The 24,912-nt window shown below is 36.4% G+C and carries 23 protein-coding genes; 12 read left to right on the top strand and 11 right to left on the bottom strand.

Going from position 1 to position 24,912, the window contains the following annotated elements; all coding sequences use genetic code 11:
* Positions 1-89: 89 nt before the first annotated feature.
* The 3 genes from AC07M3_RS18190 to AC07M3_RS18180 form a co-directional block, all read right to left on the bottom strand.
* Positions 90-794, bottom strand: a complete 705-nt coding sequence (locus tag AC07M3_RS18190) for an SDR family oxidoreductase (RefSeq protein ID WP_494567966.1) — start codon at positions 792-794, stop codon at positions 90-92.
* Positions 795-982: 188 nt separating this feature from the next.
* Positions 983-2,293: a carbohydrate porin gene (locus AC07M3_RS18185; RefSeq protein WP_494567965.1), complete on the bottom strand. Its 1,311-nt coding sequence runs from the start codon at positions 2,291-2,293 to the stop codon at positions 983-985.
* A 43-nt stretch (positions 2,294-2,336) separates the two neighbouring features.
* Positions 2,337-3,560 (bottom strand): MFS transporter, encoded by a 1,224-nt coding sequence (locus AC07M3_RS18180; RefSeq protein WP_494567964.1) that lies wholly within the window; start codon positions 3,558-3,560, stop codon positions 2,337-2,339.
* Positions 3,561-3,890: 330 nt separating this feature from the next.
* Here AC07M3_RS18180 and AC07M3_RS18175 point away from each other — a divergent pair, with 330 nt between their 5' ends.
* Positions 3,891-4,364, top strand: coding sequence for a MarR family winged helix-turn-helix transcriptional regulator (locus AC07M3_RS18175; protein WP_494567963.1), 474 nt, complete (start codon positions 3,891-3,893; stop codon positions 4,362-4,364).
* An 82-nt stretch (positions 4,365-4,446) separates the two neighbouring features.
* On the opposite strand, the gene AC07M3_RS18170 is transcribed toward AC07M3_RS18175, so the two are convergent.
* A complete protein-coding gene (locus AC07M3_RS18170; protein ID WP_494567962.1) occupies positions 4,447-5,361 on the bottom strand; it encodes an AraC family transcriptional regulator in 915 nt (304 codons plus the stop codon).
* Positions 5,362-5,470: 109 nt separating this feature from the next.
* Between AC07M3_RS18170 and AC07M3_RS18165 the strand changes: the two genes are divergently transcribed.
* Together AC07M3_RS18165 and AC07M3_RS18160 are read left to right on the top strand one after the other, a co-directional pair.
* A complete protein-coding gene (locus AC07M3_RS18165) occupies positions 5,471-6,436 on the top strand; it encodes an oxidoreductase (RefSeq protein ID WP_494567961.1) in 966 nt (321 codons plus the stop codon).
* 38 nt (positions 6,437-6,474) lie between these two features.
* Complete coding sequence (locus tag AC07M3_RS18160) at positions 6,475-7,476, top strand: NADP-dependent oxidoreductase (protein ID WP_494567960.1); 1,002 nt, start codon at positions 6,475-6,477, stop codon at positions 7,474-7,476.
* 560 nt (positions 7,477-8,036) lie between these two features.
* Here AC07M3_RS18160 and mmsB read toward each other — a convergent pair.
* The 3 genes from mmsB to chvE all read right to left on the bottom strand — a co-directional run bounded on the left by mmsB (position 8,037) and on the right by chvE (position 11,946).
* Positions 8,037-9,251 carry a multiple monosaccharide ABC transporter permease gene (gene mmsB / locus AC07M3_RS18155; RefSeq protein WP_227562607.1) on the bottom strand — a complete coding sequence of 405 codons (1,215 nt, stop codon included), beginning with the start codon at positions 9,249-9,251 and terminating at the stop codon, positions 8,037-8,039.
* Between the two features lies 1 nt (position 9,252).
* Positions 9,253-10,764, bottom strand: a complete 1,512-nt coding sequence (gene mmsA / locus AC07M3_RS18150) for a multiple monosaccharide ABC transporter ATP-binding protein (RefSeq protein ID WP_494567990.1) — start codon at positions 10,762-10,764, stop codon at positions 9,253-9,255.
* A gap of 117 nt (positions 10,765-10,881) precedes the next feature.
* The gene (chvE, locus tag AC07M3_RS18145; protein ID WP_494567959.1) at positions 10,882-11,946 is read right to left on the bottom strand and encodes a multiple monosaccharide ABC transporter substrate-binding protein; all 1,065 of its coding nucleotides are present in this window, start codon (positions 11,944-11,946) and stop codon (positions 10,882-10,884) included.
* A gap of 514 nt (positions 11,947-12,460) precedes the next feature.
* Between chvE and iolG the strand changes: the two genes are divergently transcribed.
* From iolG to AC07M3_RS18120, 5 genes are all read left to right on the top strand, one after another.
* Positions 12,461-13,486, top strand: a complete 1,026-nt coding sequence (iolG, locus tag AC07M3_RS18140; protein ID WP_494567958.1) for an inositol 2-dehydrogenase — start codon at positions 12,461-12,463, stop codon at positions 13,484-13,486.
* Between the two features lie 113 nt (positions 13,487-13,599).
* The gene (locus AC07M3_RS18135) at positions 13,600-14,874 is read left to right on the top strand and encodes a sugar MFS transporter (protein WP_494567957.1); all 1,275 of its coding nucleotides are present in this window, start codon (positions 13,600-13,602) and stop codon (positions 14,872-14,874) included.
* A 33-nt stretch (positions 14,875-14,907) separates the two neighbouring features.
* A complete protein-coding gene (locus tag AC07M3_RS18130) occupies positions 14,908-15,771 on the top strand; it encodes a sugar phosphate isomerase/epimerase family protein (RefSeq protein WP_494567956.1) in 864 nt (287 codons plus the stop codon).
* A 256-nt stretch (positions 15,772-16,027) separates the two neighbouring features.
* The gene (locus AC07M3_RS18125) at positions 16,028-16,804 is read left to right on the top strand and encodes an SDR family NAD(P)-dependent oxidoreductase (RefSeq protein WP_494567955.1); all 777 of its coding nucleotides are present in this window, start codon (positions 16,028-16,030) and stop codon (positions 16,802-16,804) included.
* Positions 16,805-16,891: 87 nt separating this feature from the next.
* Positions 16,892-18,082 carry an MFS transporter gene (locus AC07M3_RS18120; protein WP_494567954.1) on the top strand — a complete coding sequence of 397 codons (1,191 nt, stop codon included), beginning with the start codon at positions 16,892-16,894 and terminating at the stop codon, positions 18,080-18,082.
* 113 nt (positions 18,083-18,195) lie between these two features.
* Here the strand turns inward: AC07M3_RS18120 and AC07M3_RS18115 are convergent, their stop codons facing one another.
* The 4 genes from AC07M3_RS18115 to AC07M3_RS18100 form a co-directional block, all read right to left on the bottom strand.
* Entirely contained in the window at positions 18,196-18,486 is a 291-nt protein-coding gene (locus AC07M3_RS18115; RefSeq protein ID WP_199964610.1) for a putative quinol monooxygenase, read from the bottom strand.
* Between the two features lie 52 nt (positions 18,487-18,538).
* Positions 18,539-19,948: a sugar porter family MFS transporter gene (locus AC07M3_RS18110; RefSeq protein WP_494567953.1), complete on the bottom strand. Its 1,410-nt coding sequence runs from the start codon at positions 19,946-19,948 to the stop codon at positions 18,539-18,541.
* A 143-nt stretch (positions 19,949-20,091) separates the two neighbouring features.
* Positions 20,092-21,165 (bottom strand): Gfo/Idh/MocA family protein, encoded by a 1,074-nt coding sequence (locus AC07M3_RS18105; RefSeq protein WP_494567952.1) that lies wholly within the window; start codon positions 21,163-21,165, stop codon positions 20,092-20,094.
* Between the two features lie 159 nt (positions 21,166-21,324).
* The gene (locus tag AC07M3_RS18100; protein WP_494567951.1) at positions 21,325-22,245 is read right to left on the bottom strand and encodes a LysR family transcriptional regulator; all 921 of its coding nucleotides are present in this window, start codon (positions 22,243-22,245) and stop codon (positions 21,325-21,327) included.
* A 123-nt stretch (positions 22,246-22,368) separates the two neighbouring features.
* Here AC07M3_RS18100 and AC07M3_RS18095 point away from each other — a divergent pair, with 123 nt between their 5' ends.
* From AC07M3_RS18095 to AC07M3_RS18080, 4 genes are all read left to right on the top strand, one after another.
* Entirely contained in the window at positions 22,369-23,238 is an 870-nt protein-coding gene (locus AC07M3_RS18095) for a dioxygenase family protein (protein ID WP_494567950.1), read from the top strand.
* A gap of 4 nt (positions 23,239-23,242) precedes the next feature.
* Entirely contained in the window at positions 23,243-23,914 is a 672-nt protein-coding gene (locus tag AC07M3_RS18090) for a 3-oxoacid CoA-transferase subunit A (RefSeq protein ID WP_494567949.1), read from the top strand.
* An 18-nt stretch (positions 23,915-23,932) separates the two neighbouring features.
* A complete protein-coding gene (locus AC07M3_RS18085) occupies positions 23,933-24,586 on the top strand; it encodes a 3-oxoacid CoA-transferase subunit B (RefSeq protein WP_309456111.1) in 654 nt (217 codons plus the stop codon).
* A gap of 12 nt (positions 24,587-24,598) precedes the next feature.
* On the top strand, positions 24,599-24,912 hold a 314-nt coding region (locus AC07M3_RS18080; RefSeq protein WP_494567948.1), incomplete at its 3' end, for a thiolase family protein.

Genomic DNA, 24,912 nt, shown 5'->3' with positions numbered 1-24,912 from the left:
TTCAAAGTGCTTATAAGCAAGGTATGCTCATTGCAGGCATTCTTAATGAAATTTAAATGTCCATAACTTAGATCTTTTATAATTATTTTCTATAAACTTCCTCCACCATCAACATTTAGAACTTGACCAGTAATAAAACCTGCATGATCTGATAGTAAAAAAGAGACAGCATGTGCAACATCTTTTGGTGTTCCAATCTTTCCTAATGGAATGCTATCTAAAATAGCTTTCTCAGCTAAACTACCAACTGGTCTGGTTTTTCTAAAAAGTTCCGTTTCAATCGGTCCAGGCGCTATACAGTTTACTGTTATCCCAAATTCAGCCAACTCAAGTGCCCATGTTTTAGTACAACCAACCAATGCACTTTTTGCTGCTGAGTATGCAGTCCGTTCTTTGGCCCCGTAAATAGCCCTGCTACCAATATTAATAATTCGACCAAATCGCTGTTCTTTCAGTTGTTCAACAAAATGTTGCGTAACTTGTATGGCAGCCCTTACATTTAAGTTCCACACATCCTCTAAAGCCGAAAATGTAATCTGGCCTAAAGTTTGAGGTAAACTAATTCCTGAATTATTCACTATTCCATGGATGACGTGAGATTTAGAAATTAAACCTAGTGTTTCTTCAGTTTGTTCTATGTTCGATAGATCACAACTAAAAAGCTCCCCATGAAAGTCTATATTATCGATATTTCTAGCAATTCCTATAACGTGATTTCCATTCAAAAAGAGTTCATCACTAATTGCTTTTCCAATGCCTTTTGTAGCACCTGTAACCAAATAAGTGTTTTTCATAGTTAATCCTAAATAACAGTAAAGTAACTTCTGGTAAGTTATGCCTCTAAACATCAAAATAGTAAAAACTGTATCTCTAATTTTTAAAACAAGCTATTTACGTTAAGTAAATCTGGAAAATGTCAATGATTGATAGCCGATTGGGGCAAGTTTCATAATGAGTAAAGAACTATTTCAAAATAGATAATTTAGAAGTCCATATTCAATTTTACTCCCCCTACCCATGCGCTCTTATTAGAAGGGTTTGCACCAATATTATGAATATATTGAATATTGGGCTTTAGCATTAACCAATTTCTAAGTTTTAAATCGTAATAAATCTCGGCATTCACCTCACTATTAAACCCATGTGTTAGAAGACTATCTTTAAATTTTTGCGCATCACAATTAATATGGATTCGCGCAACTCCTCCCCCCAATTCATCTTGAGGCCTATTTGCAAATAAACCTTTATAAACAAAAACCATGTTTTGAATATCTTTATAAATACTTGTTTCATCATCAAAAAATATAGCTTGCCCCATCACAGTTAAACCACGTGAGTTATCTCCATCTTTGGAAGTTAACTGTTGTTTAATTGAGGCCCATACCGAGTTCTTGTGATAATTATCATTAAGCGGTTGACCCCAATTAGGGTGCGTATAGTCATATTTCACGTTTTTTGCATCAACCGTACTATAAAAATATCCGAGACGATATTCAGCTGGAAATGGTAATTGTTCAAAAGCTTTTTTAGGTGACCAAACAACTTCAATAGGAATGATCGCACCTTTCGAGCCATCCGTACTTAAATTGAATCCATCTGTTGTATTGGTTGCATTACCATTTATAGGGTTTTGCTCAAATACACCCACTTGTGCATATAATTCTGGATGAAGATTATAACGAATCCGCATAGCCCATTGACTTACCGGTGCGTCATACCATTGATCCCCTGCACCCTTGGAAACTTGCCCACCACAAAGAGATAAGTTTTGAAATAAACAATCAGCTCGAGCAAACTCCCCACCTATTCCATAACGTCCAACTTTTATATCTAAATGCCTATCAAAAAAACTTTTTTGAATCCAAAAATCAGTTAATCGCCATGTTTGACCGCGACCATAAACCTCTTGGGTCTGAAAAAATTTTTGTGATAGTGCGTCAGCTTCCTGATTTAAAGATTGTCCACCACGATGAGTTATTTTGATTTCAGCTTCGGTATCATTCCAATCCAAAATTTTTTCCAGATTTAGTTTGGTTCCAATAGTCCACTGATCGGCATAAGCACTGCCATTGCCTTTATGTTCAGTATGTAGAGTTCCTGCAAATTGACCTGTATAACCAAATGTAAACTCATAACCCTGATCAGCTAATCTTGTTCTATTACCATCCCAGTCTCCAAGTGCCCATTTACTTTTTTGATTAAAGGGAGATTCAGCAAAAATAGAGCTACTTAAACATACTGATGATAGAAAAATTGTCATCTTAAAATGTTTCTTTAAAGTAAATTGGCTCATTCGTTAATCTCCTAAATCTTAAGCTGAGTAAACAAGATCATTTTTATGCGCCTAATTTCTTATTTTTAAAATTGAGTAATGAACCTGCTAAAACTCCAATCAATGCAGCAATTCCGACAGGGATAACTGCGGCAGTCCACCCAGCAAAACTAATTGCCAAACCTATTGCCAAAGGGCCTATAACCTGTCCGAGATAATTCCCTTGCATCACAGCGCCAATACTCAATGAAACCAAGCCAATATCAGGAGAACTGCGCGGTGCGGAACTGACAATAGTTGCAGGAATTAGACCACTCACCATTGAAAATAAAAAACATAAAATTATTGCCAAGAGCTCAGGTGTGAATGGAAGAAATATTCCTATACCAAGTATGCCGATAGCAGCACTGGCAAAAATAATAATGGTCTTTGCTTTAACACCACGATTAAGTAAAAATGAAGATGTAAGATTGCCGGTAATATTAGAAATAACTACCGCTCCACAAACAAACCCTGCTTGTACAACTGACATTCCTGTCCTATTCACTAAAAATAAAGGTAAAAACGTAAGTACCGAAAAAAATTGAATATTGTAAGCTGCAAAAGCAATCGCCAGTAAAGAAGGATTACGTGTTTTTAAGACTCTTAAAATATCATCTTTAATATTCGTAGGTTGAGCCAAAATGGATGTAGTTTTTTCTATATGAGGTACTTTTAAAAATATAAAAATTAAGATTAAAAATGTTAGTCCTGCATTGATCAACCATAAACTTTGCCAGTTATTTAACAAAGGACCCAAAAAGATTGAGATTGCAATTCCTACGCCCATAAACATGCTCCAAAAGCCAAATACCATGTTGTATTGCTGAGGAGTTGCTAAACGATTCAAAATAGAAGGTGCTGATACAACAATAAGTAAAAATCCCAGTCCTTCTATAATTCTAGTTGTGATTAAAAATGTAAAATTGGTTGTCATAGCGCCCAAAAAACTTGCGCTTGCGAGAACAGTTAAACCTAGGCAGAGTAAACGTTTGTCTCCCCATTGTTTCACTAAAATCCCCGCAGCCATACCGCCAATAACGCCAATAAATGGAAAAACTGACATGATCCAACTAAGAGCAGAAAGCGACCAATGGTACTGTTCATGCATTTGGGGGATTGCAATTGAAGCCTTTCCTACATGTAAAGCAGAAATAATTCCAGCAAATATCACTAAAGTAATTGCTAGATAATTTGATTGATCTAAAGTTTTACCTTCAGAGTTTTGAAATATTGGCTTTACTATCACTCTCTATCCCCCTCTTTTACATTAGTATGCTCATGTAAACTACTTAGCTAGCTAAATAAAAAATTATTAATTTCCAATAAACAGTTGTAATTAAATAATTTTTTTAAATGGAAATATGAACCAGTAATGCTAAATATCTGAATCTTTCTGATCAACTAGCAGATATTTAGTTAGCTTGCTAAATAAATAATACTTAGCAAGCTAACTAAATACAAGATAAAAATTTTTGCTATACTTCTCTGAGTTATAGTTAAATTTTAATGTTTTTACTTTATTCAATCGTTTAGATCAGGTATGGAATAATTGAACCCTACAGCAAAAGATAGTTCAATGACTGAACAAAATGAGCAAGAATTTGAAGAGTTTATTTTTGTTTGTCATAACCTATTTAAGGCAATGACCCGTGATCGAGGCTACTATGCTCAGATGCGTTCACATCTTTCATTATCACAACTCAATTTATTAGATACCTTGGCAGATGAAGGCATTTTGACCATTAGTCAGATTGCACATCATGCAGGTGTTGCCGTGCCAACAGCAACCAGAATGCTTAAAATATTAGAAAATAAAAATATTGTACTTCGTAAAAAGAATACGAGTGATGCGCGTAGTTGGTTAATAGAGTTAACTGACTATGGCTTACAATTAGTTAAAGAACAACGTAATGGTTTACGTGAAATACAATACAAGCACTTCTCTACTCTGACCCCAGAACAACGCACCAATTTTATTAATGTATTACAGCAAATGTCTGATACCCTGATTTCTTGGTCTGATTTGTATAAAGGTAATTCGGATAATTAAGCTTCTTCTATTTAAAGTATTCTAGCTCTAGTCTCTTTTTAAATCTAACTATATGCTAAATAGGCGCATTGTATTTACTCCTTTATTTAGTAGCCATAAATCTACGATACTGTGTAGGAGAATGGTCATACATCCGCTTAAATGCCGTACTAAAAGCTGATTCAGACTGATATCCAACAGTATAGGCAATGTTGATTACTTTTTTTTCACTTCTTAATAACATATCTGCAGCAAGGTGCATACGCCAACTCGTTAGATAGTTAATAGGTGACTGCCCGACAACTTTACTAAAATGTTGTGTAAACGTTGTCCTCGACATTCCTGCAATAGCAGCCAATTCAGCGACAGTCCATGAATACATTGGTTTCTCATGGATAACATTCATTGATCGTATTAGACGATGATCTGAAAGTGCTGCTAACCAGCCTGTGTATCGAGTTTGTCCCGGCCCTAACCAAAATCTTAAAACCTGTAATAACATGATCTGAGCCAGATGGCTGGTCATTAACTCATTTCCTAATGTTTCTTCTTTTATCTCGATAGTTAATTGTTCAATGGCCCACTTTAGAACAGAAACTTGATTAGAGACATTTTTCAAATGAACAAATGAAGGAAGAGCACTTGTAAGCATTCCCCAAGTATCTCCTTCAAAATCAAAACTAATACCTATTAGAAAAAAATCACCACCACTATTCAAAATAGATATTTTCCCAACATTCATATCAAAAATAGTTGAAGATTCGATTGTCGGTAGATTCAGATCAGTAGCTGCAACAAATGGTTTTCCGCGCGTAAGTAAAACACAGTCGCCCGCTTTAACAAGAAAAGGTTCCTCATCATCTTGGGTTTTTACCCAACATTGCCCTTTCAAAACAGCATTAAACTTAATTCCGTCATAAGCTGGAAAATTGATAGCCCAATCTCCACCAGCATCAAGACCTGCACCGTTACTATGTCTTATTCTCAACAATGACAATACATGCGATAGAGCATCCATTTATAAAAAATCCGAACGATCAAAAAAGAAAAGTGTCCTTTTAATTATGGTTTGTTCAATATTTGCTGTCCATACTATTTTATCTCCTCCAAATATAGAAGTAATAAAGATGGAAAGACAACAAATACCAATTGGCTCAAATTTTGGAAAAAATAGTACAGCTGAAGATGTTCTAGCAGGTATTAATTTAAAAAATATACATGTTGTTGTAACTGGTGGTCATGCTGGTTTAGGGCTAGAAACTAGCAAAGCTTTGGCTCACGCCGGCGCTCTAGTTACAGTTGCCTCCAGAAACGTAGAGGAAGCCTATACAGCAACAAAGGATATTCCAAATATTAAGGTTGAAGCTTTAGATCTTAGCAATCTGAATGACTCTAAAAGTAGTGTTTGGGAATTTTCTCAACGGCTATTAAAACAAGACAGGCATATTGATCTTTTAATTAATAATGCCGGAATAATGGCTTGTGCTGAAACACGTGTAGGCAATAACTGGGAATCACAATTTGCTGTAAACCATTTGGGGCATTTTGCTTTGACGAACCAACTATGGCCACTACTAAAAGGTGGTGCACGTGTTGTAACGCTGTCATCCGCAGGGCATCAATTATCACCAATTCGCTGGAATGATATTCACTTTAGATATGATTACGATCATTGGCTAGCTTATGGACAAGCAAAAACAGCTAATGCTTTATTTAGCGTCCATCTGGACACATTAGGCCAAAAAGACAACGTAAGATCTTTCTCAGTACATCCTGGCAACATTGCTACTTCCTTACAGCGTCATTTAACACATGAGGAAATGTTTGCAATGGGATGGATAGATAAAGATGGTAATCCAACTATCGCAGATCTAAAAACACCGCAACAGGGAGTAGCTACTACGATCTGGGCTGCAACCACTTCCGAGCTCAATACATTAGGTGGTTTGTATTGTGAAGACTGTGATATAGCAAAATTAAAAAGTAGCACAGAAATTACATTCAAGGAGGTAGAAGCATATGCTGTTGATACCGAGCAAGCTAAACGCTTATGGGATTTGTCTTCAGAACTAACTGGCAGCAATGCTTTCTAATTATTTGTTTTTTACTTCCCCCTCACTTAGAGAAAACCATGAAAACAAATCAAATTATATTGTCCAAGCTACCTAAAGGTAAGCTAGATATTCACCATTTTCATATACAAGAAAGTGATCTGCCTTCAGCTAAAGATGGTGAGATAAGCGTACGTACCCTATATATAGCATTAGATGCGGCAAGTCGAGCTTGGATGCAAGGTGATACTTATCGTTCTGCGTTACAAGCAGGTAATGTTATGGCTGGCATTGCTTTAGCAGAAGTGATCGAATCACACGTACCACATTTAACAAAAGGAGATCTTGTCATCGCTGAGACTGGGTGGCAGACACATGCGACTATCTCAGCCGATGCCCTATTTGCTCTTCCCACTTTAAAACCAGTAACGTATTTATTGAGTATTTATGGTGTACCCGGGCTTACTGCATATTTTGGACTATTACAATGTGGCAAGGTCGAACAGGGTAATACAGTTGTGGTCTCAGCTGCTGCTGGTGCCGTAGGCTCTCTTGTTGGCCAGATTGCTAAAATTAAAGGCTGTCGTGTAATAGGTATTACAGGAAGTACACATAAATGTGATCTTCTCAAAAAAGATTTTGGATTTGATGAAGCTATAGATTACAGCACTGGAAATCTGGAAGATAAACTACGTTTAGCATGTCCGGATGGTATAGATGTATATTTTGATAATGTCGGTGGAAATATTTTAGATGCTGCATTATCCAATATGAAAAAACATGGCCGAATAGTTTGTTGCGGCGCCATATCTCAATATGATTCAGATACACCTAAAGCTAATGTAGTGGGTATACCAGGTCAGTTAATTTTGAAAAGCCTCACTATGAAAGGTTTTTTGCTATTTGATTATTTAGATAAACAACCTGAAGCCTTTCATGATTTAAGTACATGGGTTTCTTCTGGTCAATTACGGGTAGTAGAAGAGATATTCAAAGGCTTAGAACAGCTTCCCAAAAGTCTGGTTGGTTTACTAAATGGAGAGAATATTGGTAAGAGAATAGTACAAGTTGCAGATATATAAATGCCCCCTAGTCCACTCCACGCCCATTTACCATCAGTTTTTTTATATCTCAATTGCCATAATTTATTCACTTTCTTTTGCAGGGGAAATATCTATTTTTCTATAGTCTTTATCTTCAGGCTCAAGACTGGCCAAAGTTGTATCATGAATTCAGTAATTGAATCGTGATACAAGGATCGATCTGATATATGAGTTTATGTAAAGCAATAAAAAAGCCCTAAACCATTATAGTTTAGGGCTTTTCAGGTCATGTAAAGCTATTCGAGCTTATATGACTTTAATGTCTTGGTAGGTATATCCAATACCAAACAAAATCACAAGATACTGATAATTAAATATTTAAAAAATTATACAATATTAATGATACAAGTCATGATACAAAAATATTCCTACTGTCTTTGCTGTAGCTTTGTATCAATACCTATTTTCCCACTCTAATTAAGAATTAGCTAAATTTTAGAGGTTACAAAGGTTACTGAGGTTACAGCCTTATGGGGCAAGGCTTTTAGAGCGTAACCTTTCAAAAAGAATGAAAGGTTACATAATTCAGAGGTTACAACTTAACCTTTATTCTTTGTATAGACGTCGATCAGTACCGCACCTAATAAAACTAAGCCTTTAATAACCTGTTGATAATCAACGCCAATGCCCATAATAGACATACCATTATTCATAACGCCCATGATAAATGCACCAATTACCACAGCAAAAACTTTACCGACACCACCAGAAGCAGAAGCTCCACCAATGAAACAAGCTGCGATCACATCTAGTTCAAAACCATAGCCACCTGATGGGGTAGCACTATTCAAACGAGCTGCAAAAATAAGCCCTGCAAATGCTGCCAACACCCCCATATTTACAAAGGAAAAGAAAATTACACGTTCAGTGTTTATTCCTGAAAGTTTAGCTGCTTTTGCATTCCCACCAACTGCATAGATACGACGGCCGATAGTCGTTTTATTCATAATAAAGGTATAAAGTGCTACTAAAACCCCCATGATGATCAAAACAATAGGCATACCTTGATATAAGGCAAGTAAGTAAGAAAATGCAATAATAACAGCAGTTAGAACTAAATTTTTCACTATAAAGAGAGTCATCGAACCATTATTAATACCATGTAATGTAGCTTGACGACGTTGGCGAAACTCAATGTAAAAAAAGGCTATGCTTACTACAAGTCCCAATAAAAGTGAGGTGACATGTACTCCCTCAATACCAAAGAAATCAGGAATGAAACCAGAGCTAATGATATTAAAGCCGTCTTCAAATGGTCCAACAGATTGACCATCAAGAGAAATTAATGTTAATCCTCTAAAGACAAGCATCCCAGCTAGTGTGACAATAAATGAAGGTACTTTCCAATAAGCTACCCAATACCCTTGAATAGCACCTATTGCAGCACCAACAAGAATACAAATAAGCATTGCAGGTACAAATGGCATACCACGAGTGACCATTAGAGTAGCCGCTAATGCTCCAATAAATCCAACGACTGAACCCACGGAAAGATCAATTTGTCCACTTACAATCACCATCAACATACCAAGTGCCATGATGACAATATAACTATTCTGCAAGATTAAATTTGTTAGGTTCAATGGTTGTAGCAAAACATTATTTGTAGCAAATTGGAAAAAGGTCACAATGATAATTAAGGCACATAATAGACCATATTCCCTTAATCCTTGTGCCAGAAAATTTGTGTTGAATTTTTTGTTTCCACTGCCATTAGTATTATTCGAGATTTCTGCGCTATTGATATTGCTCATTTTAATTAACTCCATTTTTCATAATAGATCGCATAATGGCTTCTTGACTTGCATCTTTGGCTAGAAACTCACCAACAATCTTTCCTTCATTCATGACATATATCCGATCACACATACCTAAAAGCTCAGGCATCTCAGAAGAAATCATGACAATACATTTGCCCTCTTGGGCTACCTGATCAATAATCGTATAGATTTCATACTTCGCACCTACATCAACCCCACGTGTAGGTTCATCTAAAATTAGAACGTCAGGTGCAGTAAACAGCCACTTGCTAATGACTACCTTTTGCTGATTTCCACCCGACAAATTACCTGTATGCTGTTCTACATCTGCACTTCTAATCCGAAGTTTGTTACGGAACTCTTTGGCAATATTGGTTTCTTGATGATCATTAACCACTAAATGCTCAGAAATTCCGGAAAGGTTTGCTAAAGAAGTATTTTTCTTAATGCTTTCTTCAAGTAATAATCCATAACCTTTTCGATCTTCGGTCACATAAGCTAAGCCATTATTAATTGCCTTACGTACAGTAGAAGCATCTATTTGTTTGCCATGGATAGAAACTGTGCCTCGTATATTTTTACCGTAGGATTTTCCAAATATACTCATTGCTAGCTCAGTTCGGCCTGACCCCATTAAACCTGCTATTCCGACAATCTCTCCCCTACGCGCCTTTATATTGATGCCTTTAATTACTTCACGTGATGCATGGTTTGGATGGTCTACACGCCAATCCTTAACTTCAAATAAAACTTCACCAATATTTGGTGTTCTCTTCGGATAACGGTCTTCCATTTCACGGCCAACCATTGCCTTGATGATCCGATCCTCACTTACTTCTTCTTCACGGCAATTTAGATAATCTACAGAGGCACCATCACGTATGATCGTGATACTATCGGCTACTCTAGATATTTCATTAAGTTTGTGAGAGATAATAATTGAAGTGACGCCTTGAGCTTTCAGTTCTAATAAAAGTGTTAATAACCGATCACTATCATTGTCATTTAAGCTTGCTGTTGGCTCATCTAATATCAATAGTTTGACTTCTTTAGATAAAGCTTTTGCTATTTCCACTAGCTGCTGTTTGCCTACTCCAAGATCACCAATTAAACAATCTGGAGAGTCTGTTAGACCGACCTTAGCCAGTACTTGTTTGGTTTTCTTATAGGAAGTGTTCCAGTCAATAACACCCAATTTAGACTGTTCATTACCTAGAAATATATTTTCTGTAATGGATAGCATAGGTACTAGAGCTAGTTCCTGGTGAATAATAATAATTCCCCTCATCTCACTATCGTGAATACTCGAAAACTTTTGCTCTTCACCTTGATATATAATTTTTCCATCAAAAGAACCATGAGGGTATACGCCACTTAGTACCTTCATTAAAGTCGATTTACCTGCTCCATTTTCACCACAAATTGCGTGAATTTCCCCCTTTTTGACAATCATATCTACATGACTTAGAGCTTGAACCCGCCCGAAACACTTCTTAATGCCTCGCATTTCAAGTATTGTTTCCATACAGTAATCCTCTACTGGTCAGAATTCTGACCAGCATTTATCCATATTCAGAACTTATTTTCTTTATGAAAAAACTGAAGTGAGCAATGCTCTAAAGGCTTATTTCAGTTGATTTGCTTTGTAATAACCAGATGTTACAAGTGCTGCATTCCAATTAGTTTTATCAACTAGAACTGGCTTTGCTAAATAAGTCGGCACAACTTTGGCGCCATTGTTATAAGATTTTGTATCATTTATAGGAACAGATTTACGTGTGACAATTGCATCGACCATATCAGCAGCTGCTTTGGCTAATAGACGAGTATCTTTAAATACAGTTGATGCCTGATCGCCACGGATAATCGCTTTGATATTCGCAATCTGAGCATCTTGCCCTGTGATTACAGGCATTGGCTGATTAGGACGACCATAGCCAACACCTTTGACTGAAGAGATAATACCTGTTGCAATATTATCATTGGGTGCTAAAACAGCATCTACATGATTGCCACTGTAAAAAGCACTGAGCAAGTTATCCATACGAGCTTGGGCTTTTGCACCATCAAATTGTAGAATTGCGACTTTGTTAATATCAGTTTGTTTACTGCGTACAACCAACTTGCCTTTGGCGATATATGGATTCAATACAGACATCGCACCTGCATAATATTTATGAGCATTATTGTCATCAAGAGAACCGGCAAAAAGCTCAATATTAAATGGCCCTTTACCTTTGTCTAATCCAAGTTTCTTGACAATTGAGACACCTTGAAGTGCACCGACCTGAAAATTATCAAAAGTTGCATAATAATCAACATCCTTGGTTTTCAATATCAATTTATCATATGAAATTACAGTGATACCTTTTTGCTTTGCTTTACGTACTACATTTGAAACGGTTGTCCCATCTACTGGCGCAATAATCAGGACTTTAACGCCTGCCGTAATCATATTTTCAATCTGAGAAATCTGAGTTGGCACATCATAAGTTGAATACTGTAAATCCGTCTTATAGCCTTTAGCTTTAAGATTATTAACGATATTATTCCCATCCATAATCCAGCGGGCTTCTGTTTTGTTTGGCATAGCGATACCAATTAACTCACCTGCGGCATAAGTACAATTAGCAAATGCTGCTAAAGCAATAGTTGCTACAGAAGTGGTTAGAGTTTTATACATATTCATTGTAAATTTCCTTTAGCTTTTAAGCACAATTTTTATCTGCAGATATTTTTGAATTCCATTCAACAATCTGCATGACTGCTTGAAATTAGTTTGTCAGAAGTATCCAAATGGACCCTTTAAGACTTTTTTTACCAACTACATATTCATTTAGATCTTTGAGAAAGTTCCCTAATTTATTTCTCCTTTATATTTACGACGTTCCTGTCGCACTTACTCATTCATCAGTTTTTTCCAACATTTACTTGTTGGGGATGGTTCTTATCAATTGATCTGAAGTATAGGAGCGTCAAAATTGGAAAAAAATGTCAAAATAGAAAATGTCTTTTGCATTATCTGGAAAAATAAAGGGGTTTTAATCTAATTATAAAAATGTTAATGGAAGGCAATCTGGTAATTTCAAAAATGAAAAAGTGTTTTTAGAAATAGCTATTCTTTTTCAAAAACTGCTTGTATACCCTAATTATCAATCAGGGTATTTTTTTATGATTACCTATTTTCTAAAAGGAAGTAAGAAATGTTAAGAGTTGCTATTTTAGGCGCAGGACGTATTGCTCAAATTCATTCTAAAAGCGCTTTTCTTAATTCGCAATGTGAACTTAAACTCATTGCAGACCCATGGAAAGAAGGTGTAGAAAAGCTTGCTAATGAACTTAACTGCGAGGCCTGTTATGACTATTATGAAGCAATTGATAGAGACGACGTTGATGCCGTAGTTATTGCAACCGCTACAGATTTACATGTTGATTTAATGCTACATGCAGTAAAACGTAAAAAACCAGTTCTTTGTGAAAAGCCAATTGATTTGGATTTTGAACGCTCAATTGCAGCCGTGCAAGAAATCCAAAGTCATAATGGCAAAGTAATGTTAGCTTTTAACCGCCGTTTTGATGAAGATACAATTGCGATTAAAGAAGCTATTTTGAATAACGAAATTGGTGAGATTCGCCAAGTTATCATTACAAGTCGTGACCCTGGAATGCAACCAGTTGAATATATGAAGACATCTGGCGGTATCTTTAAAGATATGACAATTCATGACTTCGATACAGCTCGTCATATTCTTGGTGAAGAACCAATTGAGATCTTTGCTACAGCAAGCCGTTTAGTAGACGAAGAATTAGCTACTATTAATGACTATGATACTTGCAGTATTACCTTGAAAACTAAATCTGGTAAGCAATGTATTATTAATAACTGCCGTGAAGCAGTTTATGGATACGATCAACGTATTGAAGTATTAGGTTCTCAAGGTTTATTAAAAACCCAAAATCATCGTCCATCAACTCTGAAAAAATATACTCAAGAATTCACAAGCTCACAAAAACCTTTATTAAATTTCTTCCTAGAACGCTATACCAGTTCATATAGAAATGAATTTAATGCTTTTGTCTCTAGTCTTGTGGAAGGAAAAGAATTCCCGACGAATTTATTTGACGGTCTTCAAGCCCTCTATCTAGCAGTTTGTGCAATGGAATCAGTAGAAAGTAATAAAGCTATTACCGTAAATCCAGAAGGTCCATCAAAGTCGCTTGCTGCATAAGTTATTTCTTATTTAAGAATAAGGTTCCTAACGACTTAATTTAAATAGCTCAGGAAGTATGTTCACTACGTACTTCTTTGAGAAGCTATTTATCATTTACAAGGAAACTAGCAATGGATGCGAGTTTAAGTAAAATTACAGTTGCGCCAATGAAAAAGAAAGCAATTACATTAAAAGCAACGATGATCATCGTTACAGCTTTCAACTTCATGTGGGCGTTCTCACATACTCTACTAGATGTACTGAATAAACATTTTCAGGATGTTTTCCACATTTCACATGGCCAATCTGCATTTGTCCAAACAGCTTATTTAGGTGCTTATTTCCTTTCTGCAATTCCAGTAGGATTGCTTATGAAGAGATATGGCTATAAAAACTCAATTATCGTGGGATTATTGCTGTTCGCAATTGGTTGTATGGGCTTTGTTCCTGCAGCACAAATTGGAACATTCTCAGCATTTTTAACTGCGATCTTTATTTTAGCAACTGGTTTGGCCTGCCTAGAAATTGTTTGTAATTTATATGCTACTAAATTAGGTGATCCTAAAGATGCAACTCGTCGTTTAACAATGGCGCAGGCATTTGGCGGCATGGGTGGTATGTGTGGACCTTTAGTAGGTGGTGCCGTATTTTTTATTCCAGCTGGAACTGTTGGGGGCTTTTATGTAGAGCCTGCAACGATGACTTATGCTGTACTTTCCATTCTAGTGTTGTGTGTCGTTGTATATATTATTTCGATCAAGTTACCAGAAACGAATAAAGATGATGAGAACAGTATAGCTCCCCGTCCCGAAGACACTGTTTACGAAAATATTCCTTTATTAAAAATTAAGAATGTTCGTAAAGCTATGCTTTCTCAGTTTTGCTATAACGGGGCACATTTTGGTATTGGTGCTTTTTTCATTAACTATGTGATTGAACATTGGCACGGCATTACACCAAGCAAAGCAGCTTACTTCTTATCGATGGCTATGTTCTGTTATATGTCTGGTCGCTTCTTGGGTATCTTCATTATGAAACGTGTAGACCCTAGAAAACTTCAAATTTTTAATAGTGCAGTCTGTGTTCTAGGTTGCTTATTCGTAATGTTGGGTTATGACTATATCTCTGTAGTTGTGCTCATCTGTCTCTTCTTATTCAAATCAACTCTGTATCCAACGATCTTCTCAATGGGTGTTCGTGGTCTTGGGAAAAAATCTCAGATGGCAGCATCACTCATGGTTACGATGTTTGTTGGTGGAGCGATCTTACCGCTTGTTATGGGTTATCTCTCAGATATCACAAGTATTTCAACAGCATTTATTGTTCCTGCAATCTGCTATGCCCTTATCTGCTGGTGTGCAATCACTCAAGACCTTACTGGTTATAAACACGTTAATTTTAAATAATTTTTTTCAACACATGAATTAAAGGAAAATCTCATGAACAAACCAGATTTACTAGCTGCATACTGGACATTGGCTGGAAACGTATACCCAGGTGCTCCAACAGAAATTAGCCCATTTTCATTACAACAACGTGTAGAAGCTGCATCTAAAGCAGGATGGAAAGGTATTGGCTTAGTTTTAAATGATCTTCAAGCAAATTTAGAAAAGAATAGTGCAGCAACTATTCGCCAATTATTTAAAGATAATGATATTAAATACTTTGAACTTGAGATTTTACTTGATTGGTATCTTGATGGTGAGGCTAGAAAAGTTTCTGATTATGAACGCTCAAAAATGATTGAGCTAGGTGCAGAGTTAGGTATGTGCAACCTTAAAATTGGAGCACGACCATTTGAAAACTCTCCTAACTCATTAGAAAGAATGTCTGAAGAGTTTTCAAAATTATGTAAAGAAGTTGCTCAAGTTAATGCAAATGTAGCTTTAGAAATTATGCCTTTCTCACGCTTAGCAACTCTTGAAGATGGCTTAAAAGTTGTTGACACAGGTGATGCTAATGGTGGCTTATGTTTAGATATCTGGCATCTGGCTCGAGGTAATATTGATTTTGAAAAAATCAGAACAGTTCCAGCTCATCTTATTAAATCTGTTGAACTAAACGATGCTGCTGATGAAGTTCAAGGAGACTTATTTAACGACTCTACTCATCATCGTAAACTCTGTGGTCAGGGTTCTTTTGATATCCCCCTCTTCTTGAATGAAATCAAAAAGGCTGGGTTCAACCAACCTTATTATGGTGTTGAACTTATTTCACAAGATCATCGTATTTTAAGTCTTGATGAAATGGCAAAAAATGCGTATGAAACAACAATAAATGCATTTAACGCTGTAACTGCTTAATATAAAACCCCCATTAAATATTATTTATTGGGGGTTTTTATAATTTATAAAAATAAAAACCATCAAATTTTAATTAAATTACTTAAAAATTAAATATTTTATAAATACCAATATATTTAAATAAAAAAATTTATATCGTTATTTTAGAAAAACTGTTTTTAATTAATGATGTTTTAAATAAGCTTAACCACATTTAATATAAAAAATAGGAAATAAGAAAATATTTCCATATCTAATTTAAAATGGAGTTTCATAAATGAGTTTATCTCAACAAATTACATTTGATTTACCTGAAGCAGTAATTCTTACCGGAACATCTTCAGGTCTTGGTGAAGCGATGGCAATCGCACTAGCTCAATCTAATGTAAAAGTTTTTGGTCTTGATATTGCAGGAAAAACAGCAGCTTTAGATGCATTAGATCATTATGAACATTTCCAAGGGGATATTACCAACCCTGAATCTTGGACTGCACTTACCGAAGCAGTAAAAGCAGGTAATTTTAAACATGTCGGTTTAGTACCTTGCGCGGCAATTACAGATGTTGACCGTATTCTTGATGTGACACCAGATCGTATCAAAAAAGTTTTCGATGTAAATATCTTAGGTACAATCCAAGCCCTTCAAGCAGCATTGCCTTTAATGCTTCCAAATAAACAAGGTAGTATCGTTTTAATCGGTAGTATCTGTGCAACATTTGGAGAACAAGGTTTACCAATTTATTCTGCATCAAAAGCAGCCGTACGCGAATTGGCACGTACAACCTCTCTTGACTATGCTCGTGATGGTATAAAAGTAAATATCGTGAGTCCTGGACCAATGATGGCAGGTTTATTTAAACGTCATGTTGACTCTGTAAATGATCCAACTTTCCACCCTAAACGTGCAAATCGCCAACCATATGGTCAAATTTTAGAAGTTGATGATGTTGCAAAAACCATTCTATTCTTATTGTCTTCAGGTTCAAGCGCATTACTAGGTGCTGATCTTATGGCAGATGCTGGTTTAACAACTGGTTTTGACTTCTATAGTTAATTTAATTTGAGCATTTAAAAGATCTAAGATTCTCTTCTTAGGTCTTTTTTTATCTTTAAAATAAAACTTACTTTATGTTTTTTAATTATGACATCTAATTCTAGTTTATCACGCACTTATTCGTTATTTGGAGTTATCCTAGCGCTAGCAATGGGTGGATTCTGTATTGGTACAACTGAGTTTGTAGCCATGGGTTTAATACAGGAAATTGCTAAAGATTTACATGTATCTATTCCTGATGCGGGTAATTTTATTAGTGCATACGCTTTAGGTGTTGTAATTGGTGCTCCAATTATAGCTATCTCTTTTGCACAAGTTCCTCGTAAAAAAATATTACTAGTACTCATGTTGTTCTATGGTATTGCAAACGCCGCTACTGCTTTAGCTAACACTCCTGAAACAGTTTTATTATCCCGATTTATTGCAGGACTTCCTCATGGAGCTTACTTTGGTGTAGGAGCACTAGTTGCTGCTCAGCTTGCTAACCCTAATCGTCGCTCTACAGCAGTGGCTTTAATGATGATGGGGCTTACTATAGCTACTGTTATTGGAGTTCCGCTAGCTACATGGATTGGTCAAAAATTTGGCTGGCGTTCAGGTTTCGAGTTTTCTGCAATTATTGCATTCTTAACTTTAATCGCAATTATCGTCTTTGTTCCTCATATTCCAGTTCATGATACAGCTAGTGTACGAAATGAATTAGCTGGTCTTAAGAATATAAATATATGGTTAACGCTTGCAGTAGGTGCTGTTGGCTTTGGTGGTATGTTTTCAGTTTATAGCTACATTTCCCCAATTTTAACCGAATATACTCATGCTGATATTACAGTTGTTCCGTTCGCACTTGCTGTATGGGGCGTGGGGATGGTTATTGGGGGATTAGTAGCAGGACATTTTGCAGATAAAAACTTAAATAAAACAATTATAGGAGTTCTAATCAGTTCAGTAATTACCTTCCTGTTAGTAAGCTTTATGATGGATCATATCTATACCGCACTTATTGGCTTATTTCTGATAGGCATGACTGTAATTGGCTTAGCAAGTACGCTTCAAATGCGTTTGATGGAAGTTGCAGGTGAGGCTCAAAGTTTAGCAGCATCTCTTAACCATTCTGCTTTTAATTTAGCTAATGCTATAGGTGCGTATTTAGGAGGTTGGGTATTAACTCATAATCTAGGCTGGTTGGCACCAATTCAAATTGGGTCTATTTTAAGTTTAGGCGGTCTAATCATTATTTTTATTGCTTTCTTTGTTGAAAAAAATCAAACAAAAATATAGTTTTTCTTTTCATCTTATTGAACTAGATGTATTTAATATTAAAAGCATCTAGTTCTAAATTTAAGTTCAAAAATATTATCTTAAATATCTAAATCAAAACTCTACTTCCAAGATTAAAGTTTTTTCATGATCCGTGTTTCATTATATTTAATAAGCTCACCTACCTTATTAAAACACGACATGAAATGTGCTGTTTTTAAATGTCCTTCAAGAGCTGCTTCAGTTTTCCATCTTTCAAAAATTATCAAAGTAGCAGGATCATGTACTTCTTGGTGCAAATCATATTGTAAACAACCTGATTCTTTTCTAGTCTCATTCATAAGTAATTTAAATGCATGAATTACTTTCTCAATTTGTTCTGGCTCTATAGCCAATTTAGCCAAAACTCTAACTTCTTGATACATAGTTAACTTCCCTTTATCTATGGTGGAGATATTTATTGATCATCATATAAGCTCAGACAGAGCCATCCGCGCTTTTTCCTAAATCTCTTAATTTTTTCCCCTCTAATAAATTTTTCTCAATATATTCCAAAGGAATATTTTTAGTTTCTGGTACAAAGTAGTAAAAGAATATAAGGAATAAAAAGTTTAAGACTGCCAAAAAGGCAAAAGTTTCACCTGCGCCAAACTTTGCAGCAGCTACTAAAAAATATGTGCCTAAAAACATATTTAATAGCCAATTCGTTAATGTTGAACATGTAATACCGAAATCACGACCTTGTAATGGCTGTATCTCTGAACTAAGTGTCCATACAACTGGACCACCTGAAAATGAAAAACCAATCATAAATAGAATTAATCCAAGTAACGCAAATATAGGAATTGTATTGAATAGACTATAGGCAACTAATCCCAAGCCAACTGCAATTGCGCTAAAACCGCCATATAGCATGGGTTTTCGTCCACACTTATCAATAATCATAAAAGCGACAATATTAGAAATTACTTTCACAACCCCAACTAAAACTGTAGATAACAACTGGTTCTGAAGTCCCACAAAACCAGCTAATTCAAATAGTTTTGGTGCAAAAACCAATACAATACTAATGCCTGTAAATTGTCCCATCGCTTGTAAAGTAATACCTAGCCCTACTGAACGTCTAAAATTCCTGTTATTAAGAAAGAAATTAAATCCTTTACTACGTCCTGACTTTAAAATATTTTCATGAATATCTTTGAGTTCTAATAGCGCCTCCTGATCGGTTGCTCTGATTTTCTTTAATACAGCTAACGCATCTTGATCTCGACCTTGTAAAGCCAACCATCGTGGACTTTTAGGTACTATCAGCGTACCTAAAAGTAATAAAATACCAGGTATAAAAAGTACAGCGAACATAGCCCTCCAACTTTCTAAATAACTAAAGAGCCAGTTACAAAAGAAGGTGGCTAGAATTCCAAAAGAAATCATAAAATCAAATACAGAAATCGCCTTTCCTCTTGTTTCTTTGGGGGCAATTTCAGATACATATAGTGGAGCTGCGAAAGAGGATATGCCTACTCCTATTCCTAATAAAACCCTGCCTATTATCAAAATATTTATAGACTGGGCAAGAACAACAGATAAAACTCCAGCTAGAAAAATAATCGCTGAGATTAAAATTGCATTTTTTCTGCCATATATTTTTGATATTTGTCCAGCAACTAAAGCACCTAATACAGCTCCTCCCATTAAGGAACCAACAATCCAACCTTCCAAAAGAGGAGTTAGTTGAAATTCTTTATGTAATAGAGGTAAAGCTCCTGAAATAACGCCTAAATCTGTACCATATAAGAGACCAGCAATAGCAGATAATCCAATTGAGTACCAAATTGCTATTTTATGACGTTTATTTCTGCTATTTTTTAAATCATTGATATATTCCATTTAAATCTTTTAATTCCATTTTAAAGCTCTCTTTCAATATAAAATAATATTTTTGAAGATTATATTATTAAGTTGGAAAATAAGATTTTCATAAATGAAATAAAAAAGCAGCTATAAATAGCTGCTTTTTTAAAGATATTATTTTAGATAAAAACTTCAACGCCACTCTTTCCTGCTGAATCAAATAATGCAGCAAGGAGAATCGAAATATTATGAGCTTGTGAAGCTGGTACCTGTGAAGGTTTCTTATTAAGATAAGAATCAAGAAAAGCATTTAATTCACGATCAAAGTAAATTGGGTTACCAATTTCTGCAATGTCTGGTGAATATTCAGTTTTCTTAGTAGCCCAGATCTCAGGGAAACTTGTTTCATGCCACTCTGTCCACCCTTCAATCGTTCCTTCAACTTTACCTGTTTGATAAAGCTTATAAGAAGAAGGTAGAGAACGTGAAGACATAATACCTTCCGTACCATAAGCTGTCATATCCCAACTTTCAGTCCAAGGTAGAACGTCCCAAGACATAAAATCTACAACTACAATTTTATCATCGTAATTGAGGATAGCACCCGCAGCATCTTCTCTAGATTCATCACCTTTAAAACCATTGAATTTGGTAATACGGGCATTCACAGACTTAGGCATTCCGAAATGGTGAAGTACTCGATCAAATAAGTGACAACCAATCACAAAGAAAGCACCACCAAGATCACCAGGTTGTCTCATATGTGCTGTTTCAGCTTCATTATGTGAACAACCAGCATGAGCACGAACTTGTAGAACTTTACCAATCTTTTGTTGAGATAAACATTCTTGCATGGCATTGATTGAAGGAGCAAATCTCCAACAATAACCAACCTGAACAAAACCATTATATTCATCTACAGCATCAACAATGCGCTGTGTATCTTGAACACCACGACCTGCTGGTTTTTCAACAAGAACAGCTTTTCCTTTTTTTAATGCTTCAATAGTTAAATCAGCCATCTCATAACTTTTTGAATGCACTAAAACAATATCAATTTCAGGATTATTTAAAATTTCTTCTTTCGTAGTAATATTAACGTTTAATGCATCACAAAATGGCTTTAAAAGCTCACTGTGATCAGCTGCTCCATAGATCTCAATGTCACTACGTCTTTGTAAAGCTTTGACGCGTCCAGATGTATGAGGATGAGTAATACCAAGTAGAGCAACTTTCAACTTATCTTTTTGCACGGTTTAACTCCTGTAAAATCATTAATACTCCTAATGAGTGCAAGTTATCTTTTTCTTTTATAGGTATAAAGCGCTTTTCGGGAAAAGATTATTTCATCTTTGAAATAATCTTTTCCCTATTAAAGGGGAAAATATTAATTAACAAGTTTAATCAGATGCTTACTGAACACTATTCCAGTATCTTTCATATTCCTTAGTCTTAAAGTCTTCCATCAAGAAGTCAATAAATAAGCGATTTTTGATAGGCATAAATTGGCGACTTTGGAATGCAATATTCACAGTCAACTCAGGTAGCTTCCAATCTGTCAAAATAGGAATTAAACGGCCTTCGACAATATCTTGATAAATAATATAAAGAGGTTGAATTAAAATACCCGAACCACACAAAGCTGCAGCTCTAACTATTTGCCCGTCATTTGTTTCAAGAAGCGGATTTGTCGCAAAAGTTTTTACTTCATCCCCCTTTTGAAAACATAAATTTTTAGGGTTATGAGCATGGCTATAGAGAAGAATATCGTGATCTGCCAACTCTTCAATAGTTTTTGGCTTTCCCCTTTTTTTTATATAGTCATAGGATGCAGCGAGTATCCTATGCGTTGTAGCAAGTTTTCTTATTGTTAAATTAGAATCAGGTTCAAACTCTCTAGTACGAATTGCAATATCAATATTACTATCAATAATGTCATAGTATCGATTTGCACCAATTATATTTATTTTAATTTTTGGGTATAACTTATTGAATTTAGGTATTAAAGGAGCTATATGCATAATGGCAAATGAGACCGAGGAGGTTATTGTAACAGTACCTTCTGGTTCAACTGCAGATGATGTAATTTCTGCTTCACTCTGATCTAATTCAGCTAAAAACGATTTACATTTTTTGTAGTATTCGATACCAATATTAGTTAAAGCTAAACGTCTTGTGCTTCTTTCAATAAGCCGAACATTCAGTCTACTTTCTAAAGCAGTAATATGGCGCGTTGCAGCGGCATTCGAAATCTCAAGTTTTTCAGCAGCCTTGTTTAATGTGCCTAATTCAGCAACAGCAACAAATAACTCCATACTTGTAAGACGGTCCATATCCTCACCTTCAATTATTCCTAAAATGAAATAAAGATTTTCCTTCGTGATATTTTATTTCATTTTATGTCAGCTTAGCATGAGAAAAATGGAAAAAGCTATCTTACTTATGGAAAAAAGTTGATGAAAAATTTAGATGAAAGAACAATCACGCAAGCTGTCATAGAACGCAACTCATCATCATCAAATGAACGTCTTAAAGACGTAATGCATTCACTTGTAAAGCATTTACACTCGTTTGCCCGTGAAGTTGAGCTTACGGAAGAAGAATGGGAAATTGGGATAAAATTTTTAACTGATGTAGGTCAAATTTGCAGCTCAACACGACAAGAATTCATCTTGCTTTCAGATACATTAGGTTTATCAACTCTAGTTATAGCTCAAAATCATAAAAAACCTATAGGTTGTACAGAAGCTACTGTATTTGGTCCATTCCATGTACAAAATGCTCCTCAATTAGAACTTGGTTCAAATATTAGTGAAGGTGTTAATGGTACTCCTTGGTTTGTAAGTGGAAATATCCAAGGAATAGATGGAGAACCTATCCCCAATGCCGTTATTGAAGTTTGGCAGGCCGATGATGATGGATATTATGATGTCCAAAAAGAAAATTTACAGGCATATCAAGGAAGAGCTGTTTTAAAAGCAGATACTCAAGGACATTATTATTTCCAAACTATCGTTCCTGAAGCCTATCCAATTCCACATGATGGTCCTGTAGGAAAAATGCTTGAAGCACTCAATCGCCACCCTTGGAGACCTGCCCATCTTCATTTCATGATTACTGCACCTAATTATGAACGTTTAGTAACCCATGTTTTTAAAGAAGATGGTGAATATTTAGATTCAGATGCTGTCTTTGGTGTTCGTTCCTCATTAATTGCAAAATGGGTACGCCATGAAGAAGGCTTAGACCCAAATGGCAATTTCCAGTACACACCATTTTATACCTTGAATTTTGACTTTGTTCTAAATAAACAAAAGGTTAACTAAGAGAATGATTAACAAGATTAGTACATCAATTGAAAGTGCCCTATCGCAGATTAAAGATGGTGCAACCATTCTGATTGGTGGTTTTGGTACCGCAGGACAACCCGCTGAACTCATTGATGGTCTTATTGAACTGGGTGTTAAAGGCCTAACCATTGTCAGTAACAATGCCGGTAATGGCGATTACGGTCTGGCTAAACTGCTTAAAGCCGGTTCGGTTAAAAAAGTAATCTGTTCTTTCCCTCGTCAGTCAGACTCTTATGTGTTTGATGAGCTGTACCGTGCCGGAAAAGTAGAACTTGAAGTAGTGCCGCAAGGTAATTTGGCTTGCCGTATTCAGGCAGCCGGTATGGGACTTGGGGCTGTGTTTACCCCAACAGGCTTTGGAACACTTCTAGCTGAAGGCAAAGAAACCCGCCAGATCGATGGTAAAGACTACGTACTCGAATATCCAATTAAAGCAGATTTCGCACTCATTAAAGCCTACAAAGGCGACCGCTGGGGCAATCTGGTTTACCGTAAATCTGCACGTAACTTTGGTCCGATTATGGCCATGGCTGCTGATGTCACCATTGTTCAGGTTTCTGAAGTGGTTGAGCTAGGTGGATTAGATCCCGAGCACATCATCACCCCAGGTATCTTTGTACAGCATGTTGTACAAGTCCAGCCCGCACAGTAAGCAATAAGGAGAAATAACATGAGCTACCAGAAACTCAGCCGTGACCAGATTGCAAAACGTGTGGCACAAGACATTCCAGATGGTGCCTATGTAAACTTGGGCATTGGCTTGCCGACTAAGATCGCGAGCTACCTACCCAACGATAAAGATATTTTCCTTCATTCTGAAAATGGTCTGTTGGCTTTTGGCCCACCGCCAGCGGCAGGTGAAGAAGACCCTGAACTGATTAATGCGGGTAAAGAATTCGTGACCATGCTTGAAGGTGGCAGCTTTTTCCACCATGGCGACTCATTTGCGATGATGCGTGGTGGACACCTTGATATTGCAGTGCTTGGTGCATTTCAGGTTGCAGCGAATGGTGACTTGGCGAACTGGCACACGGGTGCACCGGATGCGATTCCTGCGGTGGGTGGTGCGATGGATTTAGCTGTAGGTGCTAAAAAAGTATTTATCACCACAGACCATGTGACCAAGCAAGGTGAACCGAAGATTGTGGCTGAGCTGAGCTATCCAGTAACTGGTAAACACTGTGTTGACCGTATTTACACCGACCTTTGCGTGATTGATGTGACCAAAGATGGTTTAAAGGTGCTTGAGAAAGTGGAAGGTCTAAGCTTTGATGAGTTACAGGCTTTAACTGGTGCAACTTTAATTGATGCGACTCAAGGGTAAGGAAGTAGGGAAATGACATTAAAAAACGCTTATATCATCGATGCCATCCGTACCCCATTCGGCCGTTATGCCGGTGGTCTTGCACCTGTCCGTGCCGATGACCTTGGTGCTGTGCCGATTAAAGCCCTCATGCAACGTAACCCAAATGTAGATTGGGAACAGGTCGATGATGTGATCTATGGCTGTGCCAATCAGGCTGGTGAAGATAACCGTAATGTCGGTCGTATGTCAGCATTACTTGCAGGTCTACCGTATCAAGTGCCAGCAACCACCATTAACCGTTTGTGTGGTTCTTCACTCGATGCGATTGCTATGGCTGCCCGTGC

The sequence above is a fragment of the Acinetobacter sp. GW821-FHT09D10 genome, from assembly GCF_059416285.1.
The sequence above is the reverse complement of the archived record's forward strand: the minus strand, read 5'-3'. Positions and strand labels throughout refer to the sequence as shown.